We start from the raw sequence: 20,300 nt of genomic DNA, 5'->3' as shown, positions 1-20,300 counted from the left end.
TCGACCCCGGCCAAGAAACCGCGGCTCGTCAGGGCTGACTTACGGCGGCGGAGCTGACCTGCGCGAGCAGGTCCTGGATGCGCCGGACGAGCTTCGCCGGCTCCTGCACCACGCCCTCGACGAGGAGGGCCTGGTCGAGGAGGAGCTCGGACCACTGCTTCACCCGCTCCGAGCCGGGCTCGCGCCCCGCCAGGACGTTGAGGTTCTTCACCACCGGGTGGCCCGGGTTGAGCTCCAGGATCCGCTTGGATTCCCCGGTATTCTGGTCGATGAGCTTCATGATCCGCTCGAAGTTCGCCCCTGGGTCCCCCTCGGCGGCGACGAGGCAGCTCGCGCTGTCGGTCAGGCGCCGCGAGACGCGCACGTCCTTCACCCGCTCGCCCAGCGCCGCCTTGACCGCCGCCACGGCCGCGTCCACCGACGCCTCCGGCTCGTCCTTCTTCTCCGGCTCGGCGCCGAGGTCGACATCGCCGTGCATCACGCTCTTGAGGCGGCGCTTGTCGAACTCGTTCAGCGACTGCACGAACCACTCGTCGACCGGATCCACGAGGAACAGCACGTCGTAGCCGCGCTTCCGGAACGCCTCGAGGTGCGGGCTCTGCTCGACCGCGTGGCGGCCGAGCCCCGTCACGTAATAGATCTCCTTCTGCGCCTCCGGCATCTTCGCCACGTAGTCGCGGAGCGAGATGACCTTGCCGGCCTCCGTGTTCATCGACTCGAACCGGCAGAGCTCGGCGATCGCGTCCTTGTTCTTCCAGTCGTTGGTGACCCCCTCCTTGATGACCCGGCCGAACTCCTTCCAGAAGGCCGCGTAGCGCTCGGGCTCCGACTCGGAGAGGTCCTTGAGCGACTTGAGCACCTGCTTGACGATCTGCTGCTCGATCTGGGAGAGCGTGCGGTTCTCCTGGAGCATCTCGCGAGAGACGTTCAGCGAGAGGTCCTCGGAGTCGACGACGCCGCGCAGGAAGCGCAGGTACATCGGCGTCAGCTTGTCGCAGTCCTCGACGATGAGGACGCGCTTCGCGTAGAGGCGCACGCCCCTGCGGTCCTTGTGGAACATGTCCGCCGGCGCCTTCTCGGGCACGTAGAGCAGGGCGTGGAACTGCACGGGCGCGTCGATCGACAGGTGCACGGTGAGCAGCGGCTTCTCCCCCTCGTGGCCGCCGGTCACGTGCCGGAAGAACTCCGCGTGCTGCTCCTCGGTGATCTGCGACTTGGGCAGCGTCCAGAGCGCGGCCGAGCGGTTCGCGACCTCGTCGTTCACCTTGATGGGGAAATGAACGAAATCCGAGTACTTACGGATGATCTCCTTGATCCGCCACACCTTCGTGTACTCGCGCGCGTCGTCCTTGAGGTGGAGGACGATCTTCGTGCCCGGGTGCTCGCGATCGCCGGGGGCGACGGTGAAGGAGCCCGCGCCGGACGAGCGCCACAGGACGGGCTCCGCGCCCGGCAGCATCGAGCGGGTCTGCACGTCGACGCGCGAGGCGACCATGAACGCGGCGTAGAAGCCGACGCCGAACTGGCCGATGAGCTGGAGCTTGCCGCCCTCCTTCTTCTGCTTGGCGGCCTCGGCGTTGGCCTTCAGGAACTCCAGCGACCCCGAGCGGGCGATGGTGCCGAGGTTCTGCACCACCTCGTCCCGGGTCATCCCGATGCCGTTGTCCTCGATGGTGAGGGTCCGGGCCTCGTCGTCGAGCGTGATGAGGATCGCGGGCTCGCCGGATTGTTCAGCGACGCCCTCGCGCGTGAGGGCCAGGAAGCGGGCCTTGTCGAGCGCGTCCGACGCGTTCGAGATGAGCTCGCGGAGGAAGACCTCCTGGTTCGCGTAGAGCGAGTTGATGACCAGCGCGAGGACCTGCTGCACCTCGGCCTGGAAGGGGAGCTCGACCGCGCCGGCGGCCTTGGCCTCCTCGGACGGGGTCGACGCGGGCGTCTCCGGGCCCGGGGCCGCACCCGAAGGGTCGGCAGAGGGCGTGGAACCGCTGGTTTCGGGGTTCGGGCTTTCCGTGTTCATGTCGGCGACCAAATGCATCCGATTTTCGAAAGGGCAATCCCCCGGCGCGCGCGGAGCGCCACGGGGCGTCCCCGGAGCGCGCCGCGGTGTGTCGCCTCGCTCCGAGCGCGCTCCGCGGCCAGCTCGGGGCCCCGCCGCCGCGGCGCCCCCGGCCCAGGTGAGGGGCTCACCAGGCCGTGGGCCGGCGCCTGCGTCGAGGTCGGGATCTGCGCGCCGGGTCGTCACGTTCAGGTCGCTGTGCGCGATCCCCGCATGCTTGCCCGGCTTTTCCGGTGGGTAAGGGTTTCTTCATCAGGTCGCCGGAGCTAGATTCACCGGCGTTGCACCCTCGCCGTCGTGGAGATCTGTTGTGGTAGCACTTCTCCGTGCAGTACTCCGTGTTCTCCCGGCAACCGGCGTGCTGGCCGGGGTGCTGGCGCTCGCGGGGTGCGGCGATCGGGGCAAGGCGGCCGAGCAGGACGTGAAGCGTCCGCCCGCCGTGCTCCAGTTCGACGGCTATGTCTACGTCCCGACCGGGACGAGCGATTTCAAGATCCTCGAGCGCGTGCGGACGCAGACGCGATCGGTGTTCACGGGGCTGCGGAAGTCCCGGGTGATGGTGAGCCGGCGCGAGGTCCAGGGCGCGACCACGGACAGCTTCGCCAAGGAGGCCGTGACCGTCGTCGACGCCGCGGGGCACCGCACCCTCGCGCTCCGCGTGCGCTACCGCTTCGTGGCCCGGCCGGAGGTCGCGAACGGCATCGACGATCGCAAGGAGCTCCCGCTCGCGCTCCTGCACCGGGAGGACGACGAAGTCGCGGGGCGCATCCACGAGGAGTGCACGCCGCCCCAGGAGCGGAGGAAGGGGGGCGCCAGCGCCGTCGGCCTCGACTTCGATCCGTCCCTTCCGAGCTGCAAGGCCGCGATGGCCGCGGAGCAGGCGGCGATCGACGCGGCGCGCGCGAAGGTGCCCGAGCTCGCGGGCGGGCCGCCGGCCTCCGCCAAGGACACCGTGGTCCCGCTCGAGGAGGTGCAGCGCGTGTACGTCCCGACCCAGGTGACCGTCGAGCTCCGCGATCGCAGGCCGGGCGAGGTCGCGCCGCGCTACGTCCCGGTGGATCGACCGGAGAAAGAGGACGCGCAGATCGCGACCGCGGAGCCGTCCGGCGCCGAGCACCCCGAGGGGCTCGAGCCGGCGGTGGTGCTCATCGACCCGGATCTCAGGACGGGGCGGACGCCCGAGGAGAAGGCGATCGCCGAGGGGACCCTGCTGCCGAAGATGCCCGCGGCCGGCGGCACGGGCGCCGTCAGCGGCGGGAGGCGGATCGAGGTCGTGAGCCCCGCGGTGGCGCAGGCGCAGCAGCGCAAGGTGGAGGCCGCGACAGCGAACGAGCGCTTCGAGATCCCGTTCGAGACGCTGACCGACCCGAAGTTCCTGGTGGTCTGGCTGAGCCTGCTGATGGCGTATCCCATCCTCCGGGGTGATCCGCGGAAGAAGCGCTGACGCGCGCCGCGAGCGCTGGCGCGCGCCGCGGCGCACCTCGCCGAGAGGGGCGACGGCGCGGCGCTCGGACCGGCGCGGGCACAGGCCGCCGCGGTCGCGGGAGGCGTCCGCTACCATGTCCGCCATGATGCTTCGCCTGATGAAGAGGTTCGGCCTCGCGTTCGTGGAGACCACGACCGAACGCGCCCGCCGGGGGCCCGCGCGCCCGAGCTGGGGCTTCGGCTTCGAGTGCGTGGTCCGCTTTCTCCGCCGCGATTTCATCGAGCTGTTCGACCGGCCCTATTCAGAGGTCAGGGCCGAGCTCGACGCGCGCCCGTACTCCCAGAAGGCCGTCCGGCGCGTGAAGCGCACGGGCGACACGTTGAAGGGCGTCCCCGCGGTCTGGTTCGAGCCTCCGGGCGCGGCGTCGCGGGGCGTCGTCCTCTACCTCCACGGCGGCTCGTACCTGTTCGGCTCCACGAGGACGCACGCGGACCTCATGGCGCGGCTCGCGCTGGCGAGCGGCGCCCGCGTCGTGGGCATCGACTACCGGCTCGCGCCGGAGCACCGCTACCCCGCGCAGCTCGAGGACGCGCTCGCGGCCGTGGATGCGCTGGTCGAGCGCGGCCATGCGCCGGGGGAGATCGCGCTCGCCGGCGACTCCGCGGGCGGCAACCTCGCGCTCGTCACGCAGCTGGCGCTCCGCGACCGCGGCGCGCAGGCGCGCTGCGCCGCGCTCATCTCCCCCTGGCTCGACCTCACCTCGAGCAGCGCCTCGGCGCGCGCGAACGACGCGACCGATTACGGTACCCGGGAGGGTCTCCTGCGCCAGGCGCGCGATTTCGCGGGCGCGACCCCGCTGGACGATCCCCGGCTGTCGCCGCTCCACGCGCGTCTGGAGGGGCTGGCCTCGCTGTTCATCCAGGTCGGCGACGCCGAGCGCCTCCACGACGAGGGCCAGGAGCTCGCGCGGCGCGCCCGCGAGGCGGGCGTCGACGTCACGCTCGACGTGCTGCGGGACATGCCCCACAACGGGCCGGTGCTGGCCGACTTCCACCCGGAGGGCGCGCGGGGCACGGACACGCTGGGCTCGTATCTCCGAGCGAGCCTGTCATCGGGCGCCCCCGCGGGCGACGCGGCCTGATGCGGCAGAATGCGGAGCTCGCTCCGGGGCGCCGCGAGGCGAGGTGGTTGCCGTGAGCGGGCGGCGCGCGTAGGGGATCGCGCGGTGAGGCTCGCCTCGAGGGCCCACGGAGGAGACGATGACCCCTTCCCAGGACCTGGTCGAGCTGGCAGAGCGGCTCGCGGACGCCAGCGGCGCCGTGATCCGGCGCTATTTTCGCAAGGGCATCGAGGCCGACGACAAGGCGGACGCGAGCCCTGTCACGGTCGCCGACCGCGAGGCCGAGGCGGCGATACGCGAGCTCCTTGCCGCGCGCGCGCCGGGCCACGGGATCGTGGGAGAGGAGTTTGGCCGCCAGAACGAGGGGGCGGAGCTCGTGTGGGTGCTCGATCCCATCGACGGGACGAAGGCGTTCATCACGGGCAAGCCGCTCTTCGGCACGCTCATCGCGCTGCTGCACCGGGGCCGACCGGTGCTCGGCGTCATCGATCAGCCCGTCCTCGGCGATCGCTGGCTCGGCGTCCTGGGCCGCCCGACGCTCTGGAACGGCGCGCCGGCGCGCGTCCGCGCGTGCGCGGGGCTGCCGCTCGCGCGCCTCTCCACCACGGGCCCGCAGTACTTCCCCCCGGCGAAGGCCAGCGCCTTCGGGGAGGTCGCGTCCCGGGCCAAGCTCGTGAGCTACGGCGGCGATTGTTACCAGTATGGCCTCGTGGCGAGCGGCAGCATCGACGTGGTCGTCGAGTACGGCCTCAAGCTCCACGATTTCGCGGCGCTCGTCCCGGTGATCACCGGCGCCGGAGGGGTCATGACGGACTGGGAAGGGCGCCCGCTCGACGCCGCGAGCGCCGGTGACGTGGTGGCCGCCGGCGACCCGCGCACCCACGCCGAGGTGCTCGCCGCGCTCCGCGCCGGCGATCCCCGGCACGGCGCGCGCTGACGCGCGCCGACGTTGGAGCGGCGGCGCCTCACGCCCGGAGCCCTCGGAACTGGAGGGTGAGGGAGCTCCTTAGCACGGGATCGAGCGCCGCGGTGAGCGTCACGAAGCCGCTGAGCCAGGACAGGAGCGCCGCGAAGTAGAGGGCGAAGATGTTGTGCGCCGCGGCGAGCGGGTCGATGTCGCCCGCGACCTCGCCGCGCGCCTGCGCGTCGCGCACGAGGCCCGCGACGCGGTGCAGGAACGCGAACGTGAGCGCGTTCAGCCGCTCTCCGTTCGGACCCGACGCGCCGGGGAAGGCCTTCACGAACGCCTGCGACACGAGCGGCTGCTCGCCGTACATCGCGAACAGCCGCTGGAAGACGTGGAGCAGCTGGGCGAGCAGGGGCTCTTTGCGCGGCAGCGCCTCGAACGCCGCGTCGACAGCGGCCGCGAGCCGGTCGTGCATCACCATCATGAGCAGGTCGGGCTTGTCGCGCGCGTGCACGAACACCGTCCCCGTCGCGACCTCCGCGCGCTCCGCCACCGCCTTGGTCGTCGTGTCGTCGTACCCGAGCTCGGTGAAGAGCGCCCACGCAGCGTCCCGGATCCGCCGCCGGGTGTCGAGCTTCTGCTGGGCGCGCCCGCCGCGCTCGGGCGCCGGCGCGCTCGGCGCCGGCGCGCTCGGCGCCGGCGTGACCGGAGCTCGCGGCGCCGCGGCTCGCTTCCGGCGTTTCGTCGCGCCTGGAATGACCTTGCTCATCGACCGAGAACTCTGTTGCCGCGGACGCCTCCCCGTCAAGCGGCGATCTCCTTGACAGAACGAGCACGAAGAATGACCATGGTCAGTGACTGAAGTCATCGAACGAGGGTGGTGCCATGGCTCTGGTGCATTACGACGAAGGCCTCACGATGCGGGAGGCGCGGGCGCTCTACTTCGAGGTGAACCGCTTCGGCGCGGACGGCGGCTACGGCGACGCGTGGGTCGACTTCAAGCTCGGTCCGCTCCCCGTCCCGTTCCCGAACACGCGGGCGCGCGTGCGCGCCGTGCGTTACCACGACCTGCACCACGTGCTGACGGGCTACGACACGAACGCGATCGGCGAGTTCGAGATCGCGGCCTGGGAGCTCGGCGCCGGCTGCAAGGGCTTCGTGGCGGCCTGGCAGCTCAACCTGGGCGGCCTCTTCGCGGGGCTGCTCTCGGCCCCGCGCCGGACGGTCCGCGCGTTCTTCCGCGGCCGGCGCAGCGAGAGCCTGTATAGCCGTCCGTTCGAGGAGCTGCTCGATCGAGAGGTCGGCGAGCTGCGCAGGGAGATGCGCGTCGATGAACCTTCTTCGTCCGGTTCCAGCCCGGCGGCGCTCGACGTGCTCTGGCTCGCGCTCGCGAGCCTCGCGGGGCTCGTGGTGGGCGTCCTCGGATTCGCGACCGTGCTCGTCGTGGCGCCGATCGGGATCGTGAACCTCGCGCTGCGCCGGCACCGCGCGCGCAGCGCCGCGGAAGCGGGGGCCTAAGCGCAAGCTGCACGATAGCGCAGCCCTCCCAGCGCCTCGTCAAGGTCGTGGCGGCACCGTTCCAGCGGCGGCGTGCTGTGCTTCCTGTTTCCGGATGGCGCGCGCGATCAGCGGAGCCCACTGGTCGAGCAGCTCCAGTGTCCGCGGGTCTCCAGGACGGTATTGCTGGTAGAACTGCCGTCGGTAGCGGATGACCTGCGGTCCTTTGCGGAGATGGAGGCGATCGAGCATGAACTCCGCGCGCTCGCGCAAGGGCTCCGGACAGCGATCGGTCACCCCCAGCTCCAGGCTGGGAAGGCTGATCTCGAACCAGTCGTCCTCGATCTCGAGCGGATCAAGGATCCGGGACGAACGGATCCCTTGCTTGCTGCTGTTGAACCAACCGGCACAATAACGGAAGTTGTCCCACTCATAGGCCCTCGCGCGATCCTCATCGATTGACACGAAGTGATCGACCTGCCCGGGATAGGACAGCCACATCGCGGTGTACGCGCAGCGCTCGTGAAACGCGGCCGCCAGCTCTTCACGGATCTCGCGCCAGTGATCGGGCGGCCGCTCTTGCTTCCGCGGAGCTTCTGGGGTGCTCGCCCGAGGCGGCGGATGTGCATCCAGCCACGCCAGGCCAGGTCCGAGCACCTTCACCTCGTACCTGTGCCGCGCCTCAGGAGAGAGCGGTTTACGGTCTACGCGGATCACTGCTTCAGCCCCTGGCGCGCAAACAACCACTGCGGCCAGAAGGGATCCTGATCGGCCAGCACGCGCTGGAGCTCGGCATGGATGGCAGCGCCCGTGTTCAGGTGCTCCGGCAGGCGTTCATGACGGCCGGCCATGAAGTCGTAGGCTGCGGCGATGGCTCGCTCTGCCTCGGGTGAACGGGCTTCAGGGAGATCGAACACCTCCGAGGTCAACCACCCGACCGCGTCGCCGTACTTGGTCCACGGTCGCTCCTCGAGCTCGACGTTGCGGCCTTCCTTCAGCTCGAAGGTGAACAGCTTGTCCCATGTGCCATCGAAGTGCGGCTCCAGCGAGGCGAGCACGAGGGGTGCGTGGGTCGTGAGCAGCACCTGGGGCCGCATCGCCGGCGTCTGATCCAGCGGGCCGGCTTGTGTCTGCTCGGCGACGGGCTTTAGCCCGGACAACACCTGCAGGAGCGCGGGGACGATGTGCCGCTGCCACTTCGGATGCAGGTGCACTTCCGGTTCCTCGACCAGGAGCACCATGCGGTCTGCCGGTGGCCAGCCAATGATCCGCGAGGCTCGAACGTGCTCGGTCCAGGCCCACACGATCAGATACGACAGGCTAAGGATCTGCCGCATCCCAGCGGAGGCGTGGACGACGGGCACACCGGCCGCGTAAGGCAGGTCGATGGTAGGAATCCGGCGGACGTCGTCGAGGTAGAGCCGCACGGGCTTGCCGGGAATCATCGGCTCGTCAGGGTGCGAGAGGAGCTGCAGCACGAGGCGGAGCAGGTCGAAAGGCTGCTCCGCCCCGTGGCCAGCCTCCGCCTCGAGCTGCCAGGTCACCCAGTCGTGGATGAGCCCGTTGCAAAGCGTCTTCCCCTCGCGTTCCAGGCCATTCCAGAGTTCCTGCTGGCTGAAGTGATAGGCCTGCGCCGAAGCGATGCGCCGACCGTGAGCCTCTTCGCGCGGCTGAACGCGTGCGGGATCCCAGAGCGAGAGCGCTCCGTTGACGCCTACGTAGAGGACCGGGCGGGCCAGCTCCAGCTTGACTGCCACGTCGAGGCCCCGGTGCGAAGAGACCCAGCCGTCCTCCGGGAGACTCCGCCTCGAAGGCACGAAATCCCACCCCTGCGCGATCCGGTTGAACTTCGCCTCGAAGGTGTAGTCGTCCTCGCGCGGAGCGTGCTCTCCACGATTCCGCTTGAGTTTGTAGCAGAGCTCGCCGGTGATGGCCGCACTCTCCTCTCGTCCATACTGCGGCAGCACCGGCCGGTCGAGCCAGGTCCCGGTAAGCGCCCACCAGGCCACCTCCAACACGAAGCTCTTCCCAAGCCCGTTGTCGCCGGTGAGCACATTGAGGCGCTCGCCCAGCTCCAGGTCGAAGCGGGCCGCCGGCCCCACGTCCTTGATGTGCAGCGCTCGCAGCATCGTCTCTTCCCTTACCCTATCCACCTGGCGTCCACGCCTGTCCAGCGCCCGCCGTCGTTGAGCGCGCAGTTCACGCACCGGCGGCGTCCACCGCCCCCGCCCCCACCTTGACCTGGCCCCCGCGACGCACGAGGATCCGCCTCGTGCCCCAGCGAAAGCGCTACCTCTTCGTCTGCGTCAACCGTCGCCCGGACGGCGTTCCCAAGGGCTCCTGCGCTCAGCGCGGCGCCGAGGGCATCCACGTGCAGCTCAAGGCCGCGCTCGCCGAGCGGGGCCTCGCGAAGGTCGAGGCGCGCGCCTGCTCCGCGAGCTGCCTCGACGTCTGCTGGGCGGGCCCCGTCATCGCCGTGGAGCCGGACGGCTACTTCTACGGCCGCGTGACCCCCGCCGACGTCCCGGAGATCGTCGACGCCCTCGCCTCGGGCCGCCGGGTCGAGCGGCTCGTGCTCCCGCCCGAGGACTTCACGGAGGCGACGGCCGCCCCGCCGCTGCCGTCGCCACCCCGGGGCGCGCCCCCGCAGGCGTGATGGGCGGAGGCGTGATGCGCGGCTTCGAGTTCTGCGAGACCATGGCCGGGAGCTTCCACCTGGTCGACTCGCCGTCCGACGAGCGGCCCATGTCGTTCACGATCCGCGCGCGCTCGCGCGGCCTCCTCGACTTCCTGCGCAAGCCCGAGGTCGAGATCGAGGGCGAGATCGACGCCGAGGGCTTCGCCGACCACCGCTACCTCTCCGGGCGGCTCGGCCTCGACGTCGTGCGCACCGGCACCCTGCCCTACTCCTTCGAGTTCACCGCCAACGACGGCCGCCGCTGCGCGTTCGCCGGCCGGAAGACCGTGCGCCCCGGCGACCTCATGACGTCGATGACCGTCCTGCCCGGCGTCCTCGTCGGTGACGGCGGCGCCCTGATCGGCGAGGCGCTCCTCCGCTTCGACCTGCGGAGCGACCTGCTCCGGTTCCTGCGGAGCTTCCGGGCCACGAGGTAGCCACCATGCAAAGGATCGAGCCCGCAGACAGCGCGGTCATCGTCATCGACGTCCAGGAGAAGCTCGCCGCCGCGATGCCGGCGCCCCAGCTGGACGCGCTCACCCGCGCGGCCACGGTGCTGATCGAGGCGGCGCGGCGCCTCGGCGCGGCGGTCATCGCGACCGAGCAGTACCCCGCGGGCCTCGGCCGGACCGTCGCGCCCATCGCCGAGCGGCTCGCCCAGGCGGGCGCGCCCGTCCTCCCCAAGATGGAGTTCTCCGCCTGCGGCTCGGCCGAGTTCGAGCGCGCCTTGCGCACGACGACCGGGCGCGCGCCCCGCGCCGCCATCGTCGTCGGCGTGGAGGCGCACGTCTGCGTCTTCCAGACCGTGCGCGACCTGGCCGCGCGCGGCGTCCTCGTCCAGGTGCCGCTCGACGGCGTCGCCTCCCGCCGCGACGACCACCGGCTCGCCGGCCTCGATCTCTGCCGCGCCGCAGGAGCCACCATCACCACCGCGGAGACCGTCGTCTTCGACTGGCTCAAGATCGCCGGGACGGACGACTTCAAGCAGCTGTCGAAGCTCATCCGCTGACCGATCCCGCGATCTTCGCGGGCGGCGCGCGGGGACCAGGTCGGCATGTCAGTTTGTCAGGCGCCGGCTCGGACTTTGTCAGACCCGTGCTCTCCTGGACATGCCGCTGACGTCTGTGACACAGTGGCGCATGGCTGACGATCTGGCACAAGTCCCCTCGAGCGCGCCGCCTGCTGGCCCCGCTGCGCCGCCGCCCGGCGCGCCGACGGTCCTCGTGGTCGACGACGAGCCGTCGAACGTCGCCTCCATCGAGAAGATCTTCCAGCGCGACGGCATGCGCGTCATCACGGCGGACAGCGCGAAGGCGGCGCTGGAGATCGTGCGCAGCCGCCGCGTCGAGGTCGTCCTGACCGACCTGATGATGCCGGGGGTCAGCGGCCTCGAGCTGCTCCGCGCGCTGAAGCAGCTCGCGCCCGACACCGAGGTCGTGATGATGACCGCCTACGGGACCGTGGAGACCGCGGTCCAGGCCATGCGCGAGGGCGCCTACGACTTCGTGGAGAAGCCGCTCAAGCGGATGACGATCATCAAGAGCGTGCGCAAGGCGGCCGAGCGCCAGTCGCTCGTCGCCGAGAACCGCTCGCTCCGGCAGGAGATCAAGCTGCTCACGAAGCGCGAGATCGTCGGATCGAGCCCGACGCTCCGCCGCGTGCTCGACATCGCGACCCAGGCGGCGCCCTCGAGCGCCACGGTGCTCGTGCTCGGCGAGAGCGGCACCGGCAAGGAGCTGCTCGCGCGCTTCATCCACGAGCGCAGCGCGCGATCGCGGGGGCCGTTCGTCGCGGTCAACTGCGCGGCCATCCCGGAGACCATCCTCGAGGCCGAGCTCTTCGGCCACGAGCGCGGCGCGTTCACCGGCGCCCTCGCGAAGCGCGACGGCCGCTTCGCCAAGGCGGCCGGGGGCACGCTGTTCCTCGACGAGATCGGCGAGCTCTCGCCCGCCGTGCAGGTGAAGCTCCTCCGCGTGCTGCAGGAGGGCGAGTACGAGCCCGTCGGCGGAGACACGGTGCGCGCCGACGTGCGCCTGGTCGCGGCCACCAACAAGGACCTCCGCGCCGAGGTCGCCGCGGGCCGCTTCCGCGAGGACCTGTTCTACCGGCTCAACGTGATCGCGATCACGGCGCCCCCGCTCCGGACCCGCCGCGAGGACATCCCGCTCCTCGTCGACCACTTCCTCGGCGTCTACTGCACGAAGAACAACCGCCCCCGCCTGGAGGCGCCGCGCGACGTGCTCGCGCGCCTGACCGACTACACGTGGCCGGGCAACGTCCGCGAGCTCGAGAACGTGATCGAGCGCGCCGTGGTCCTCTGCCGCGGCGACCAGCTCTCCGTCGACGACCTGCCCGACTTCATCCGCGAGGCCGCCCCCGCCGAGCCGAGCTCGCTCACCTTCTCGGTCGGAACGCCCCTCGACGAGGTCGAGCGCAGGCTCATCCGCGAGACGCTCCGCCACGCCCGCGGGGACAAATCCGTGGCCGCGCAGTTGCTCGGCATCTCCACGCGCACCATCTACCGAAAGCTCGGCGAGCTGGAGTGACGCCGCGCGCGCCGTCCCGCGGACACGGCGCGCTCCCGTGCGCCGGCGCCCCGCGAAGATCCATTTGTCACTTTGGCAACGAAGGCCGTCCGACGCGGCTGGGGTGCGTCACCTTGGCGGGACAGCTTCCGAAATTTCGTGAAGACGCGGGAAACCACCGGCGATTGACCGCTGGCATGAAACTCGCCTAGAGGAGGATGGGCGCATGGGCATCGACGCGATCCTGAAGCGGTATTTTCCCTGGGTGCTGGGCGCGCTGATCGCGCTCGCCGCCTACTTCCAGGCGTCGGGCATGGGCCAGCTGGTGGTCTCCAGCGTCGCCATCGACGCCCCGCCGGCGCCGCCGAGCCCTCCGACGCGCCCGGCGTCGTTCGGGTCGGCCGCGAGCAACACGGACCACGCGACGAGCGCCGCGGCGATCCTCTCGCGCAACCCGTTCGACTCGGTGACGGGGCCGCTCGACGGCAAGCCGGTCGAGATCCCGAGCGTCCCGCACGAGCTGCCCAACAAGGACCCGTACGCGGACCCCTCCTGCGACGGCGCCCGCGTCCTGCTCATCACCCAGGCCGAGGATCCCGCGTGGTCGTTCGCGGCCATGGCCGGCTCGGACGGCAAGGCGATCTTGCGCCGGCAAGGGGATGAGATCAGCGGGCAGACCGTTTACTACGTGGGGTGGGATCGGGTTTGGCTGACGTCCGGCAGCTCGCGTTGCCAGGCCGTCGTGGGCAGCAACCACGCCGTCGCCCGCGCCAGCGCCACGCCGGCGCCGGCGCCCCCGACGACGTCGACGGCCGCGGCGGGGAAGGCCCCACCCCGCGGCGGCAAGAAGATCCCGCCGGAGATCGCCTCGAAGATCCAGCGCGTGAGCGAGAACGAGTTCAACGTGGAGCGCAGCGCCGTCGACCACATCCTGGAGAACCAGGGCGAGCTGATGCGCTCCGCGCGTATCGTCCCCGAGAAGGAGGGAGACAAGGTGGTGGGCATCCGTCTCTTCGGGATTCGCCCTGACTCTCTGCTGGGGACGCTCGGGCTGGAGAACGGAGATCGGCTGTCCAGCATCAACGGGTTTGAGATGAGCGATCCGCAGAAGGCCCTCGAGGCCTACGCGCGGCTCCGGACGGCGGACCGGCTCACGGTGAGCATCAACCGCAAGGGCAAGCCGATGAACATCGACTTCAACATCAAGTGAGCGCTCCGGACTGAATCCAGGGACGAAAGCAGGGTAGCGGCATGGCGCGATGGATAGGGACGCTGAACGAGGGGAGCCTCCTCCGGCGGACGCTGATGGTGATCGGCACGTTCGTCCTCGGCTCGCTCACGTTCGTCGGGGTCATGAGCCTCATCCTCGTGTCGGTCGCCAAGGCCGTCCTGCCGCCCCACGACAAAGAGTCCGCGACGGACGCGACCGAGGAGGCCGACAGCGAGGCCTCCGCCGGCGCGAGCAAGACCGCCCTGGGCAAGACCTCTCGCTCGAAGCGGCCGCGGCCCCCCTCGCCGGCCGCGCGCGAAAGCGCGCAGAACGCGCCGAACGCCGACTGAGCGGCGCCGCCTCCCCCCACCAACCAACGCAGAGAATATCGAGTCGACTGATGGTGATGACGACCCTCGAGCGATCCTGCTGCCTCCGGAGGAGGCTCCTCGCCGCGCCGGTGGCGGCGCTCGTGCTCGCCGCCGCGGCGCCGCCCGCCGCAGCGCAGCCCGCGAACCGCGGCGCCCCCGTGCTGCGGACCCCCGGCCAGGTCCAGCCGCCGCCCGCCCGCCCCGCGCCGGCCGCCCCGGCCGCGGGCGCTCCGCCAGCAGCTGGCGCGCCGGGCGCAGCCGCGCCAGGCGCCCCGGGCGACGCCGGGGACGACCCGCTCGCCGCGGTCAAGCAAGGGGTCCAGGAGATCGAGTTCAAGCCGAAGCCCGGCGGCTACAAGGTCAGCTTCAACCTCGACGAGGCCGACCTCCCCGAGCTCGTGAAGGCAATCAGCAACATCACCGGGCGCCGCTTCATCTACGGCGGCAAGCTCCGGCAGATCAAGGCCACGGTGTACGCGCCGGAGAAGGTGACCGTCGCCGAGGCGTACAGCGCGTTCCTGTCGATCCTCGCCTCGAACGATCTCACCGTCATCCCCCACGGCCGCTTCCTCAAGATCGTGGAGACGCCGGGCGCGGTGTCCGAGACGACCCCCGTGTTCGGCGCCGCCGCGCCCGTGCCCGCGGAGGACCGGTTCGTCACCCGCATGTACCGGCTGTCCCATATCGACGCCAACGACGCGGGCGGCGTCCTGAGCAAGTTCAAATCGAAGGACGGCGACGTCACCGTCTACCCGCCCGGCAACCTGCTCATCATCACGGACACCGGGTCGAACATCCAGCGCATGCTCCGGATCGTCGAGGAGATCGACGTCGGCGGCGCCGGCGATCAGCTCTGGGTGCAGCCCGTTCATTACGGCTCCGCGGCGGAGGTCGCGACCAAGCTGAACGAGATCGTCGACCCGAGCAGGGGCGCGGCGGGCGGCGGCAGGCCCGGCAGGGGCGGCGCCGGCGGCACCGGCGCCCGCATCATCGCGGACGACAGGACCAACTCCCTCATCATCACCGCCACCGAGCCGGACTACCTGCGCGTCCTCGGCATCCTGAAGCGCCTCGACGTGGCGCAGACGGGCGAGGGGCAGGTCCACGTGCTCTCGCTGCAGCACGCCGGATGCAAGGAGCTGTCGGCGACGCTGAACCAGGTCCTCGGCGGCGGGAGCGGCGGCGGCGCGCCCGTGGGCGGCAGGCCGGGCGCGCGCGCCGCCCAGGCGGTGCCGGGCTCGACGGACGACATCTTCGAGGGGCAGGTCAAGGTCACCTGCGACGAGGCGAGCAACAAGCTCCTCATCACGTCGTCGCCCCACGACTACGCCCAGCTGCGCGCCGTGATCGACCAGCTCGACGAGCCCCGGCGGCAGGTGTTCATCGAGGCGGTGATCATGGACGTGAACGTCAGCCGCTCGCTCGATTTCGGCATCGGCTACCACGCCGGCGCGCCGTTCGACGGCCTCAACGCGGACGACAGCGTCGTCTACGGCGGCAACAACATCCGCCAGTCCGTCATCGGCCTGCCGGCGCAGCTCGGCGCGCTCGCGCTGGGCATCAAGGGCCCCGCGATCACGGGCTCGAACAACATCCTCGGGACGGGCATCTCGATCCCCGCGTTCGGCGTCGTCCTGCACGCGCTGGCCCAGGACGGCGACTCCAACGTCCTCGCGACGCCGCACATCCTCGCGACCGACAACGTGGCGGCCGAGATCTCGATCGGCCAGAACATCCCGCTCCAGACCAACGTGGGCGGCGGCGGGCTCAACCAGCTCGCGAGCCTGGCCGGCGGCGCGGGCGCCGCGGCGGGCGGGCTCGCCGGCCTCGGCGGCCTGCTCGGCGGCCTCGGCGGCCTCGGCGGCGGCACCGCCGCGCGCCAGGACGTCGGCACGAAGATCAAGGTCGTCCCCCACGTCAACGACTCGGACCAGGTGCGGCTGGAGCTCTCCGAGGAGATCTCCGACGCCGGCGCCCCCCTCGAGGGCGCGCTCGGCGCGATCCCCATCAACAAGCGCACCGCGAGCACCACGCTCGTCGTCCGGGACCAGCAGACGGTCGTGATCGGCGGCCTCATGCGCGACGGCATGACCACCTCGGAGACGAAGATCCCCGTGCTGGGCGACATCCCGGTGCTCGGGTTCCTCTTCCGGCAGCGGGTCAAGACCAAGACGAAGACGAACCTCCTCCTCGTGCTGACGCCCTACGTGATCCGCGACCAGGACGACCTGCGGACCATCTTCGAGCGCAAGATGCAGGAGCGGCAGGAGTTCATCGACCGTTACTTCGTCTTCAGCGAGAGCGCCGCGTGGGAGCCGCCGCGCGACTTCGGCCGCGCGAACGGGCTCCTCGAGGACATCCGCCAGTCGATGCTGGCCGAGGAGGAGCGGGCGCGCCTCGAGGAGGAGGCGCGCCCGAAGGGGCCGCGCGAGCACGTGCCGGTGGACCCGGTCGGCCTGCCGACGTTCGGCGGCAAGGCCACCGGCGCCGTGCACATGCAGCCCGGCATGGCCGACATGGAGGGCGAGCCGGCCCAGCTGCCGCCGCCGCCGAACGGCGCCCCGCCGCCGCGGCCCACGCGGCGGCCGCCGGGCGGCGGACGGCAGATGGAGCGCGTGGAATGAGCCTGCAGCAGCAGCAGTACCTCGGCGAGATCCTGATCCGGCGGGGCGTCGTCCCCGCGGAGCGGCTCGCGCCGCTCTACGACACCGTCCGCGAGCGCGGTCAGCCGCTCGTGGACCTCATCGTCTCGTCCAACATCGCCGACGAGGCGAGCATCGCCAAGGCGCTCGCCGAGGAGTGCGAGGTCGGCCTCCTCCCGCGCATCGACATCGACGCGGTGCCGCTCGAGCTCGCGAGCCGCGTGCCGATCACCTACGCCAAGCAGCACAAGATCCTGCCGCTCGCCGAGCACGACGGGGTCGTCTACTGCGCCGTCGCCGACCCGCTCGACACGACGGCGATCGACGACGTGCGGGCGCTGTTCGGCAAGCCCGTCGAGATCGCGGTCGCCACGAGCGACGCGGTGCTGAACGCGATCAACCGCATCTGGGAGCGCAAGGAGGACGGCGGCGCGAAGCTCGAGGGCGACACGGCGCTCGAGGAGGACAACCTCGTCGACATCATCGACTCGGACGACGACGCCCCGATCATCGCCTGGGTCAACGGCCTCTTCGCGCAGGCGGTCCGCGAGCGGGCGAGCGACATCCACATCGAGCCCGAGGAGCGCGACGTCGTCGTCCGCTACCGGATCGACGGCGAGCTCTACGTCGCGAAGCGCGCCTCGAAGCAGTTCATGGCGCCGATCATCGCCCGCGTGAAGATCATGGCGGCGCTCAACATCGCCGAGAAGCGGCTCCCGCAGGACGGCCGCATCACGCTGAAGATCGCGGGCAAGAGCGTCGACATCCGCGTCTCGACCGTGCCGACGAGCCGCGGCTTCGAGCGGATCGTGATGCGCATCCTGCACAAGGCGTCGGTCCTGCTCGGGCTCGACGACCTCGGCTTCGCGCCGCGCGAGTACGCCATCATGGACGCGCTCATCCAGCGGCCAGACGGCATCATCCTCGTCACCGGCCCGACCGGCAGCGGCAAGACGACGACGCTCTACGCCTGCCTCAACCGGATCAACGAGCCCAGCCGGAACATCCTCACGGCCGAGGACCCGGTCGAGTACGAGATCGGCGGCATCCACCAGATCCACGTCCACCCCGGGATCGGGCTCACCTTCGCCTCGGCGCTCCGCGCGTTCCTCCGCCAGGATCCGGACGTGATCATGGTCGGCGAGATCCGCGACAAGGAGACCGCCGAGATCGCCATCCACGCGTCGCTGACCGGCCACCTGGTGCTCTCGACCCTCCACACGAACGACGCGGCCGCCGCCGTGACCCGCCTCGTCGAGATGGAGATCGAGCCGTTCCTCGTGCGGAGCAGCGTGATCGGCATCCTCGCCCAGCGCCTCGTGCGCCTGCTGTGCCCGGCGTGCAAGGTCCCCTACCGGCCCTCCGATTACGAGCTGCAGCAGCTCGGCCTCGACGAGGACCGGCTCGCCTGGAAGGCGCGGCGAAAGCTCTCGAACCGCTACAGCGTGCACGGACAGAAATACGACTACATCGGTCAGGACCTCGACCGGGCCGTGTTCTACAAGCCCGGGGGCTGCGATGCCTGCAACCAGAAGGGCTTCGTCGGCCGGCGGGGCATCTATGAGCTGATGGTCGTCGACGACGCCGTGGGTCCGCACATCCTGAAGAGCGCGGACGCGCAGACCATCAAGCGGGTCGCCATCTCCCAGGGGATGGATACGCTCCGGGATGACGGGGCGCGCAAGGTGCTCAAGGGCATCACCACCGTCGAGGAGGTCCTCGCGGCGACGCAGGAAGACGTCATCGTCGACGAGTAGGGAAGGCCGTGGCGGTATTCGAATACAAAGGCATCCTCGTCGGCACCGGCAAGCCGGTCAAAGGGGTCCGCGACGCGGAGAACGCGAAGGCCCTCCGTGCCGCCCTGCGCAAGGACGGCATCATGCTCACCGGCGCGACCGAGGAGCAGGCCGCGAAGGCGAAGGCGAAGCGCGATCTCAAGATCTTCGCCTTCGCGGGCCGCCCCTCGACGTCGGACGTCGCCGTGATGACCCGCCAGCTCGCGACGCTCATCGGCGCTGGCATCCCGCTCTTCGAGTCGCTCAACGCGCTCATCGAGCAGGTCGAGAAGGAGTCGCTGAAGAAGGTGCTCACGCAGGTGCGCGAGCAGGTGCGCGAGGGCACGAGCTTCGCCAAGGCCCTCGAGGCGCACCCCTCGGTCTTCCCGCCGCTCTACGTGAGCATGGTGCGCGCCGGCGAGGCGTCCGGCACGCTCGAGGGCGTGCTGACCCGCCTGACCGTCTTCATGGAGAACCAGGCGAAGCTCGTGGGCAAGGTGACCGCCGCCCTCGCCTACCCCGCGCTGATGGCGCTCATCGGCATCGGGCTCATCTCGGTCCTCATGATCGCGGTCGTGCCGAACGTGACCGGCATCTTCGCGTCCATGGACCAGGCGCTGCCCTGGTACACGGCGGCGCTCATCGGCACGTCGGCGTTCGCCTCGAGCTACTGGTGGCTCGTCCTCCTCGCGCTCGTGGGCGCGGTGTACGGGTTCCGCCGCTGGGTGCGGACGCCGAAGGGCCGCCTCTCGTGGGATACGTTCGTGCTGCGGGCGCCCATCTTCGGCAAGCTCATCCAGATGCTGTCCATCGCGCGCTTCTCGCGGACCCTCGCGACCCTGCTGTCGTCGGGCGTCGCGCTCCTCAGCGCGATGGATATCGTGCGGAGCGTGCTCGGCAACGCGGCCCTGGAGAAGGTCATCGTCGACGCCATCGCGTCGATCCGCGAGGGCCAGAGCATCGCCGAGCCGCTGAAGCGGAGCGGCCGGTTCCCGCCGATCGTCACCCACATGATCGCCATCGGCGAGAAGAGCGGGCAGCTGGAGGCGATGCTGGAGAACGTCGCCAATGCCTACGACTCCGCCGTGGAGACCCGCGTCCAGGTGCTCACGAGCCTGCTCGAGCCGCTGATGATCGTCATCATGGGCGGCGCGGTCGCGTTCATCGCGATATCCATCCTCATGCCGCTCATCCAGATGTCGAGCTTCGTCGGGTAGGTGGCTATGGGGCGGCGCAGGCAGCGAGAGAGCACGATCTTCTTCCCCTGGGAGCGCGGCGGCGGGCTCTTCCGGCGGACCGGCATGGCGCGGGCGAGGCCCTTCGCCGCGGGCCTCGCGATGGCGGTCCTCCTGCTGCTCCTCGGCGCGCGCGAGCGCCGGCTCGTGGGAATTCGATCGACCCGCGCCACGTTGTCCGTCGTCCACGGGGCGATCACCCTGTACCGCGCCGATCACGAGCGGCGGTGCCCGGGTTCCCTGGAAGAGCTGAAGCGCGAGGGATACCTCGCGATCGACCCGGTCGACGCGTGGGGCAGGCCGCTCCGGCTCACCTGTCCCGGAAGGAAGGATCCGGACGGATACGATCTCCTGAGCGACGGACCGGACGGCGAAATAGGCGGCCTTGACAGGGTGGAGTGAGAGATGGAGACGAACAGAGCAAGCAGCGCAAGAAGGATTCGACGGCTGAGCCGGAAGCTCTCGCGGGGCGTGACCCTGGTCGAGGTGCTCATCGTCGTGACGATCATGGCGATCATCGCCGGCGGCGCCACGCTCGTGGTGTGGCCGAAGCTCAAGCAGTCGCGCGTCAAGAGCGCCTATACCGGGGCGACGATCATCAAGAGCGCCGCCGAGCAGTACCAGCAGCTCGGGGCGGGCAGCGAAGGGTGCCCGACGATCCAGGCGCTGGTCAGCGCGAAGCAGATCGACGGCAACAAGACGGACGATCCCTGGGGCCAGCCCTACAAGATCAAGTGTGACGAGAACAACGACGTCCATGTCGTCTCGTCCGGCGACGACAAGAAAGAGAACACCCCGGACGACATCCGGGATGACATGAAGCAGTCGGATCTCAACAAGATCGCGGAGATGTAGCGCC

The 20,300-nt window shown here is 70.5% G+C and carries 19 protein-coding genes; 15 read left to right on the top strand and 4 right to left on the bottom strand.

What is annotated here, in order from left to right; genetic code table 11:
- Window positions 1-28: 28 nt before the first annotated feature.
- A complete protein-coding gene (gene htpG, locus WMF11_RS50990; protein ID WP_437975924.1) occupies window positions 29-2,035 on the bottom strand; it encodes a molecular chaperone HtpG in 2,007 nt (668 codons plus the stop codon).
- Window positions 2,036-2,414: 379 nt separating this feature from the next.
- Between htpG and WMF11_RS50985 the strand changes: the two genes are divergently transcribed.
- The 3 genes from WMF11_RS50985 (at window position 2,415) to hisN (ending at window position 5,539) form a co-directional block, all read left to right on the top strand.
- Window positions 2,415-3,500: a hypothetical protein gene (locus WMF11_RS50985; RefSeq protein WP_437975923.1), complete on the top strand. Its 1,086-nt coding sequence runs from the start codon at window positions 2,415-2,417 to the stop codon at window positions 3,498-3,500.
- Between the two features lie 124 nt (window positions 3,501-3,624).
- The gene (locus tag WMF11_RS50980; RefSeq protein WP_437975922.1) at window positions 3,625-4,623 is read left to right on the top strand and encodes an alpha/beta hydrolase; all 999 of its coding nucleotides are present in this window, start codon (window positions 3,625-3,627) and stop codon (window positions 4,621-4,623) included.
- A 118-nt stretch (window positions 4,624-4,741) separates the two neighbouring features.
- Window positions 4,742-5,539: a histidinol-phosphatase gene (gene hisN / locus WMF11_RS50975; RefSeq protein WP_437975921.1), complete on the top strand. Its 798-nt coding sequence runs from the start codon at window positions 4,742-4,744 to the stop codon at window positions 5,537-5,539.
- A 28-nt stretch (window positions 5,540-5,567) separates the two neighbouring features.
- On the opposite strand, the gene WMF11_RS50970 is transcribed toward hisN, so the two are convergent.
- Window positions 5,568-6,278 carry a TetR/AcrR family transcriptional regulator gene (locus tag WMF11_RS50970; RefSeq protein WP_437975920.1) on the bottom strand — a complete coding sequence of 237 codons (711 nt, stop codon included), beginning with the start codon at window positions 6,276-6,278 and terminating at the stop codon, window positions 5,568-5,570.
- A 116-nt stretch (window positions 6,279-6,394) separates the two neighbouring features.
- Between WMF11_RS50970 and WMF11_RS50965 the strand changes: the two genes are divergently transcribed.
- The gene (locus WMF11_RS50965; RefSeq protein ID WP_437975919.1) at window positions 6,395-7,027 is read left to right on the top strand and encodes a hypothetical protein; all 633 of its coding nucleotides are present in this window, start codon (window positions 6,395-6,397) and stop codon (window positions 7,025-7,027) included.
- A gap of 39 nt (window positions 7,028-7,066) precedes the next feature.
- Here the strand turns inward: WMF11_RS50965 and WMF11_RS50960 are convergent, their stop codons facing one another.
- A complete protein-coding gene (locus WMF11_RS50960) occupies window positions 7,067-7,669 on the bottom strand; it encodes a hypothetical protein (protein ID WP_437975918.1) in 603 nt (200 codons plus the stop codon).
- Window positions 7,670-7,719: 50 nt separating this feature from the next.
- Window positions 7,720-9,135, bottom strand: coding sequence for an AAA family ATPase (locus tag WMF11_RS50955; RefSeq protein ID WP_437975917.1), 1,416 nt, complete (start codon window positions 9,133-9,135; stop codon window positions 7,720-7,722).
- A gap of 143 nt (window positions 9,136-9,278) precedes the next feature.
- Between WMF11_RS50955 and WMF11_RS50950 the strand changes: the two genes are divergently transcribed.
- The 11 genes from WMF11_RS50950 to WMF11_RS50900 all read left to right on the top strand — a co-directional run bounded on the left by WMF11_RS50950 (window position 9,279) and on the right by WMF11_RS50900 (window position 20,296).
- Complete coding sequence (locus WMF11_RS50950; RefSeq protein ID WP_437548215.1) at window positions 9,279-9,662, top strand: (2Fe-2S) ferredoxin domain-containing protein; 384 nt, start codon at window positions 9,279-9,281, stop codon at window positions 9,660-9,662.
- 14 nt (window positions 9,663-9,676) lie between these two features.
- The gene (locus WMF11_RS50945; protein WP_012241832.1) at window positions 9,677-10,120 is read left to right on the top strand and encodes a hypothetical protein; all 444 of its coding nucleotides are present in this window, start codon (window positions 9,677-9,679) and stop codon (window positions 10,118-10,120) included.
- A gap of 5 nt (window positions 10,121-10,125) precedes the next feature.
- On the top strand, window positions 10,126-10,692 hold the full coding sequence (locus tag WMF11_RS50940) for an isochorismatase family protein (protein ID WP_437975916.1): 567 nt from the start codon (window positions 10,126-10,128) through the stop codon (window positions 10,690-10,692).
- Between the two features lie 130 nt (window positions 10,693-10,822).
- Window positions 10,823-12,229: a sigma-54-dependent transcriptional regulator gene (locus tag WMF11_RS50935; RefSeq protein WP_437548210.1), complete on the top strand. Its 1,407-nt coding sequence runs from the start codon at window positions 10,823-10,825 to the stop codon at window positions 12,227-12,229.
- Window positions 12,230-12,434: 205 nt separating this feature from the next.
- Window positions 12,435-13,418, top strand: a complete 984-nt coding sequence (gspC, locus tag WMF11_RS50930; protein ID WP_437975915.1) for a type II secretion system protein GspC — start codon at window positions 12,435-12,437, stop codon at window positions 13,416-13,418.
- A gap of 41 nt (window positions 13,419-13,459) precedes the next feature.
- Window positions 13,460-13,768 (top strand): hypothetical protein, encoded by a 309-nt coding sequence (locus WMF11_RS50925; protein ID WP_437906268.1) that lies wholly within the window; start codon window positions 13,460-13,462, stop codon window positions 13,766-13,768.
- A gap of 50 nt (window positions 13,769-13,818) precedes the next feature.
- Window positions 13,819-16,413, top strand: coding sequence for a type II secretion system secretin GspD (gene gspD / locus WMF11_RS50920; protein ID WP_437906267.1), 2,595 nt, complete (start codon window positions 13,819-13,821; stop codon window positions 16,411-16,413).
- Window positions 16,410-18,188: a type II secretion system ATPase GspE gene (gspE, locus tag WMF11_RS50915; protein ID WP_437975914.1), complete on the top strand. Its 1,779-nt coding sequence runs from the start codon at window positions 16,410-16,412 to the stop codon at window positions 18,186-18,188. The genes gspD and gspE overlap by 4 nt, the downstream gene beginning before the upstream one ends.
- Window positions 18,189-18,196: 8 nt before the next feature.
- On the top strand, window positions 18,197-19,423 hold the full coding sequence (gene gspF, locus WMF11_RS50910) for a type II secretion system inner membrane protein GspF (RefSeq protein WP_437906265.1): 1,227 nt from the start codon (window positions 18,197-18,199) through the stop codon (window positions 19,421-19,423).
- Window positions 19,424-19,429: 6 nt separating this feature from the next.
- Complete coding sequence (locus WMF11_RS50905) at window positions 19,430-19,843, top strand: type II secretion system protein GspG (protein ID WP_437548200.1); 414 nt, start codon at window positions 19,430-19,432, stop codon at window positions 19,841-19,843.
- A 3-nt stretch (window positions 19,844-19,846) separates the two neighbouring features.
- Window positions 19,847-20,296 (top strand): type II secretion system protein, encoded by a 450-nt coding sequence (locus WMF11_RS50900; RefSeq protein ID WP_437530284.1) that lies wholly within the window; start codon window positions 19,847-19,849, stop codon window positions 20,294-20,296.
- Window positions 20,297-20,300 lie beyond the last annotated feature (4 nt).

The sequence above is a fragment of the Sorangium sp. So ce295 genome (assembly GCF_051527405.1).
Lineage (GTDB): Bacteria > Myxococcota_A > Polyangia > Polyangiales > Polyangiaceae > Sorangium > Sorangium cellulosum_B.
This window is presented reverse-complemented; position numbering and strand designations above follow the sequence as displayed.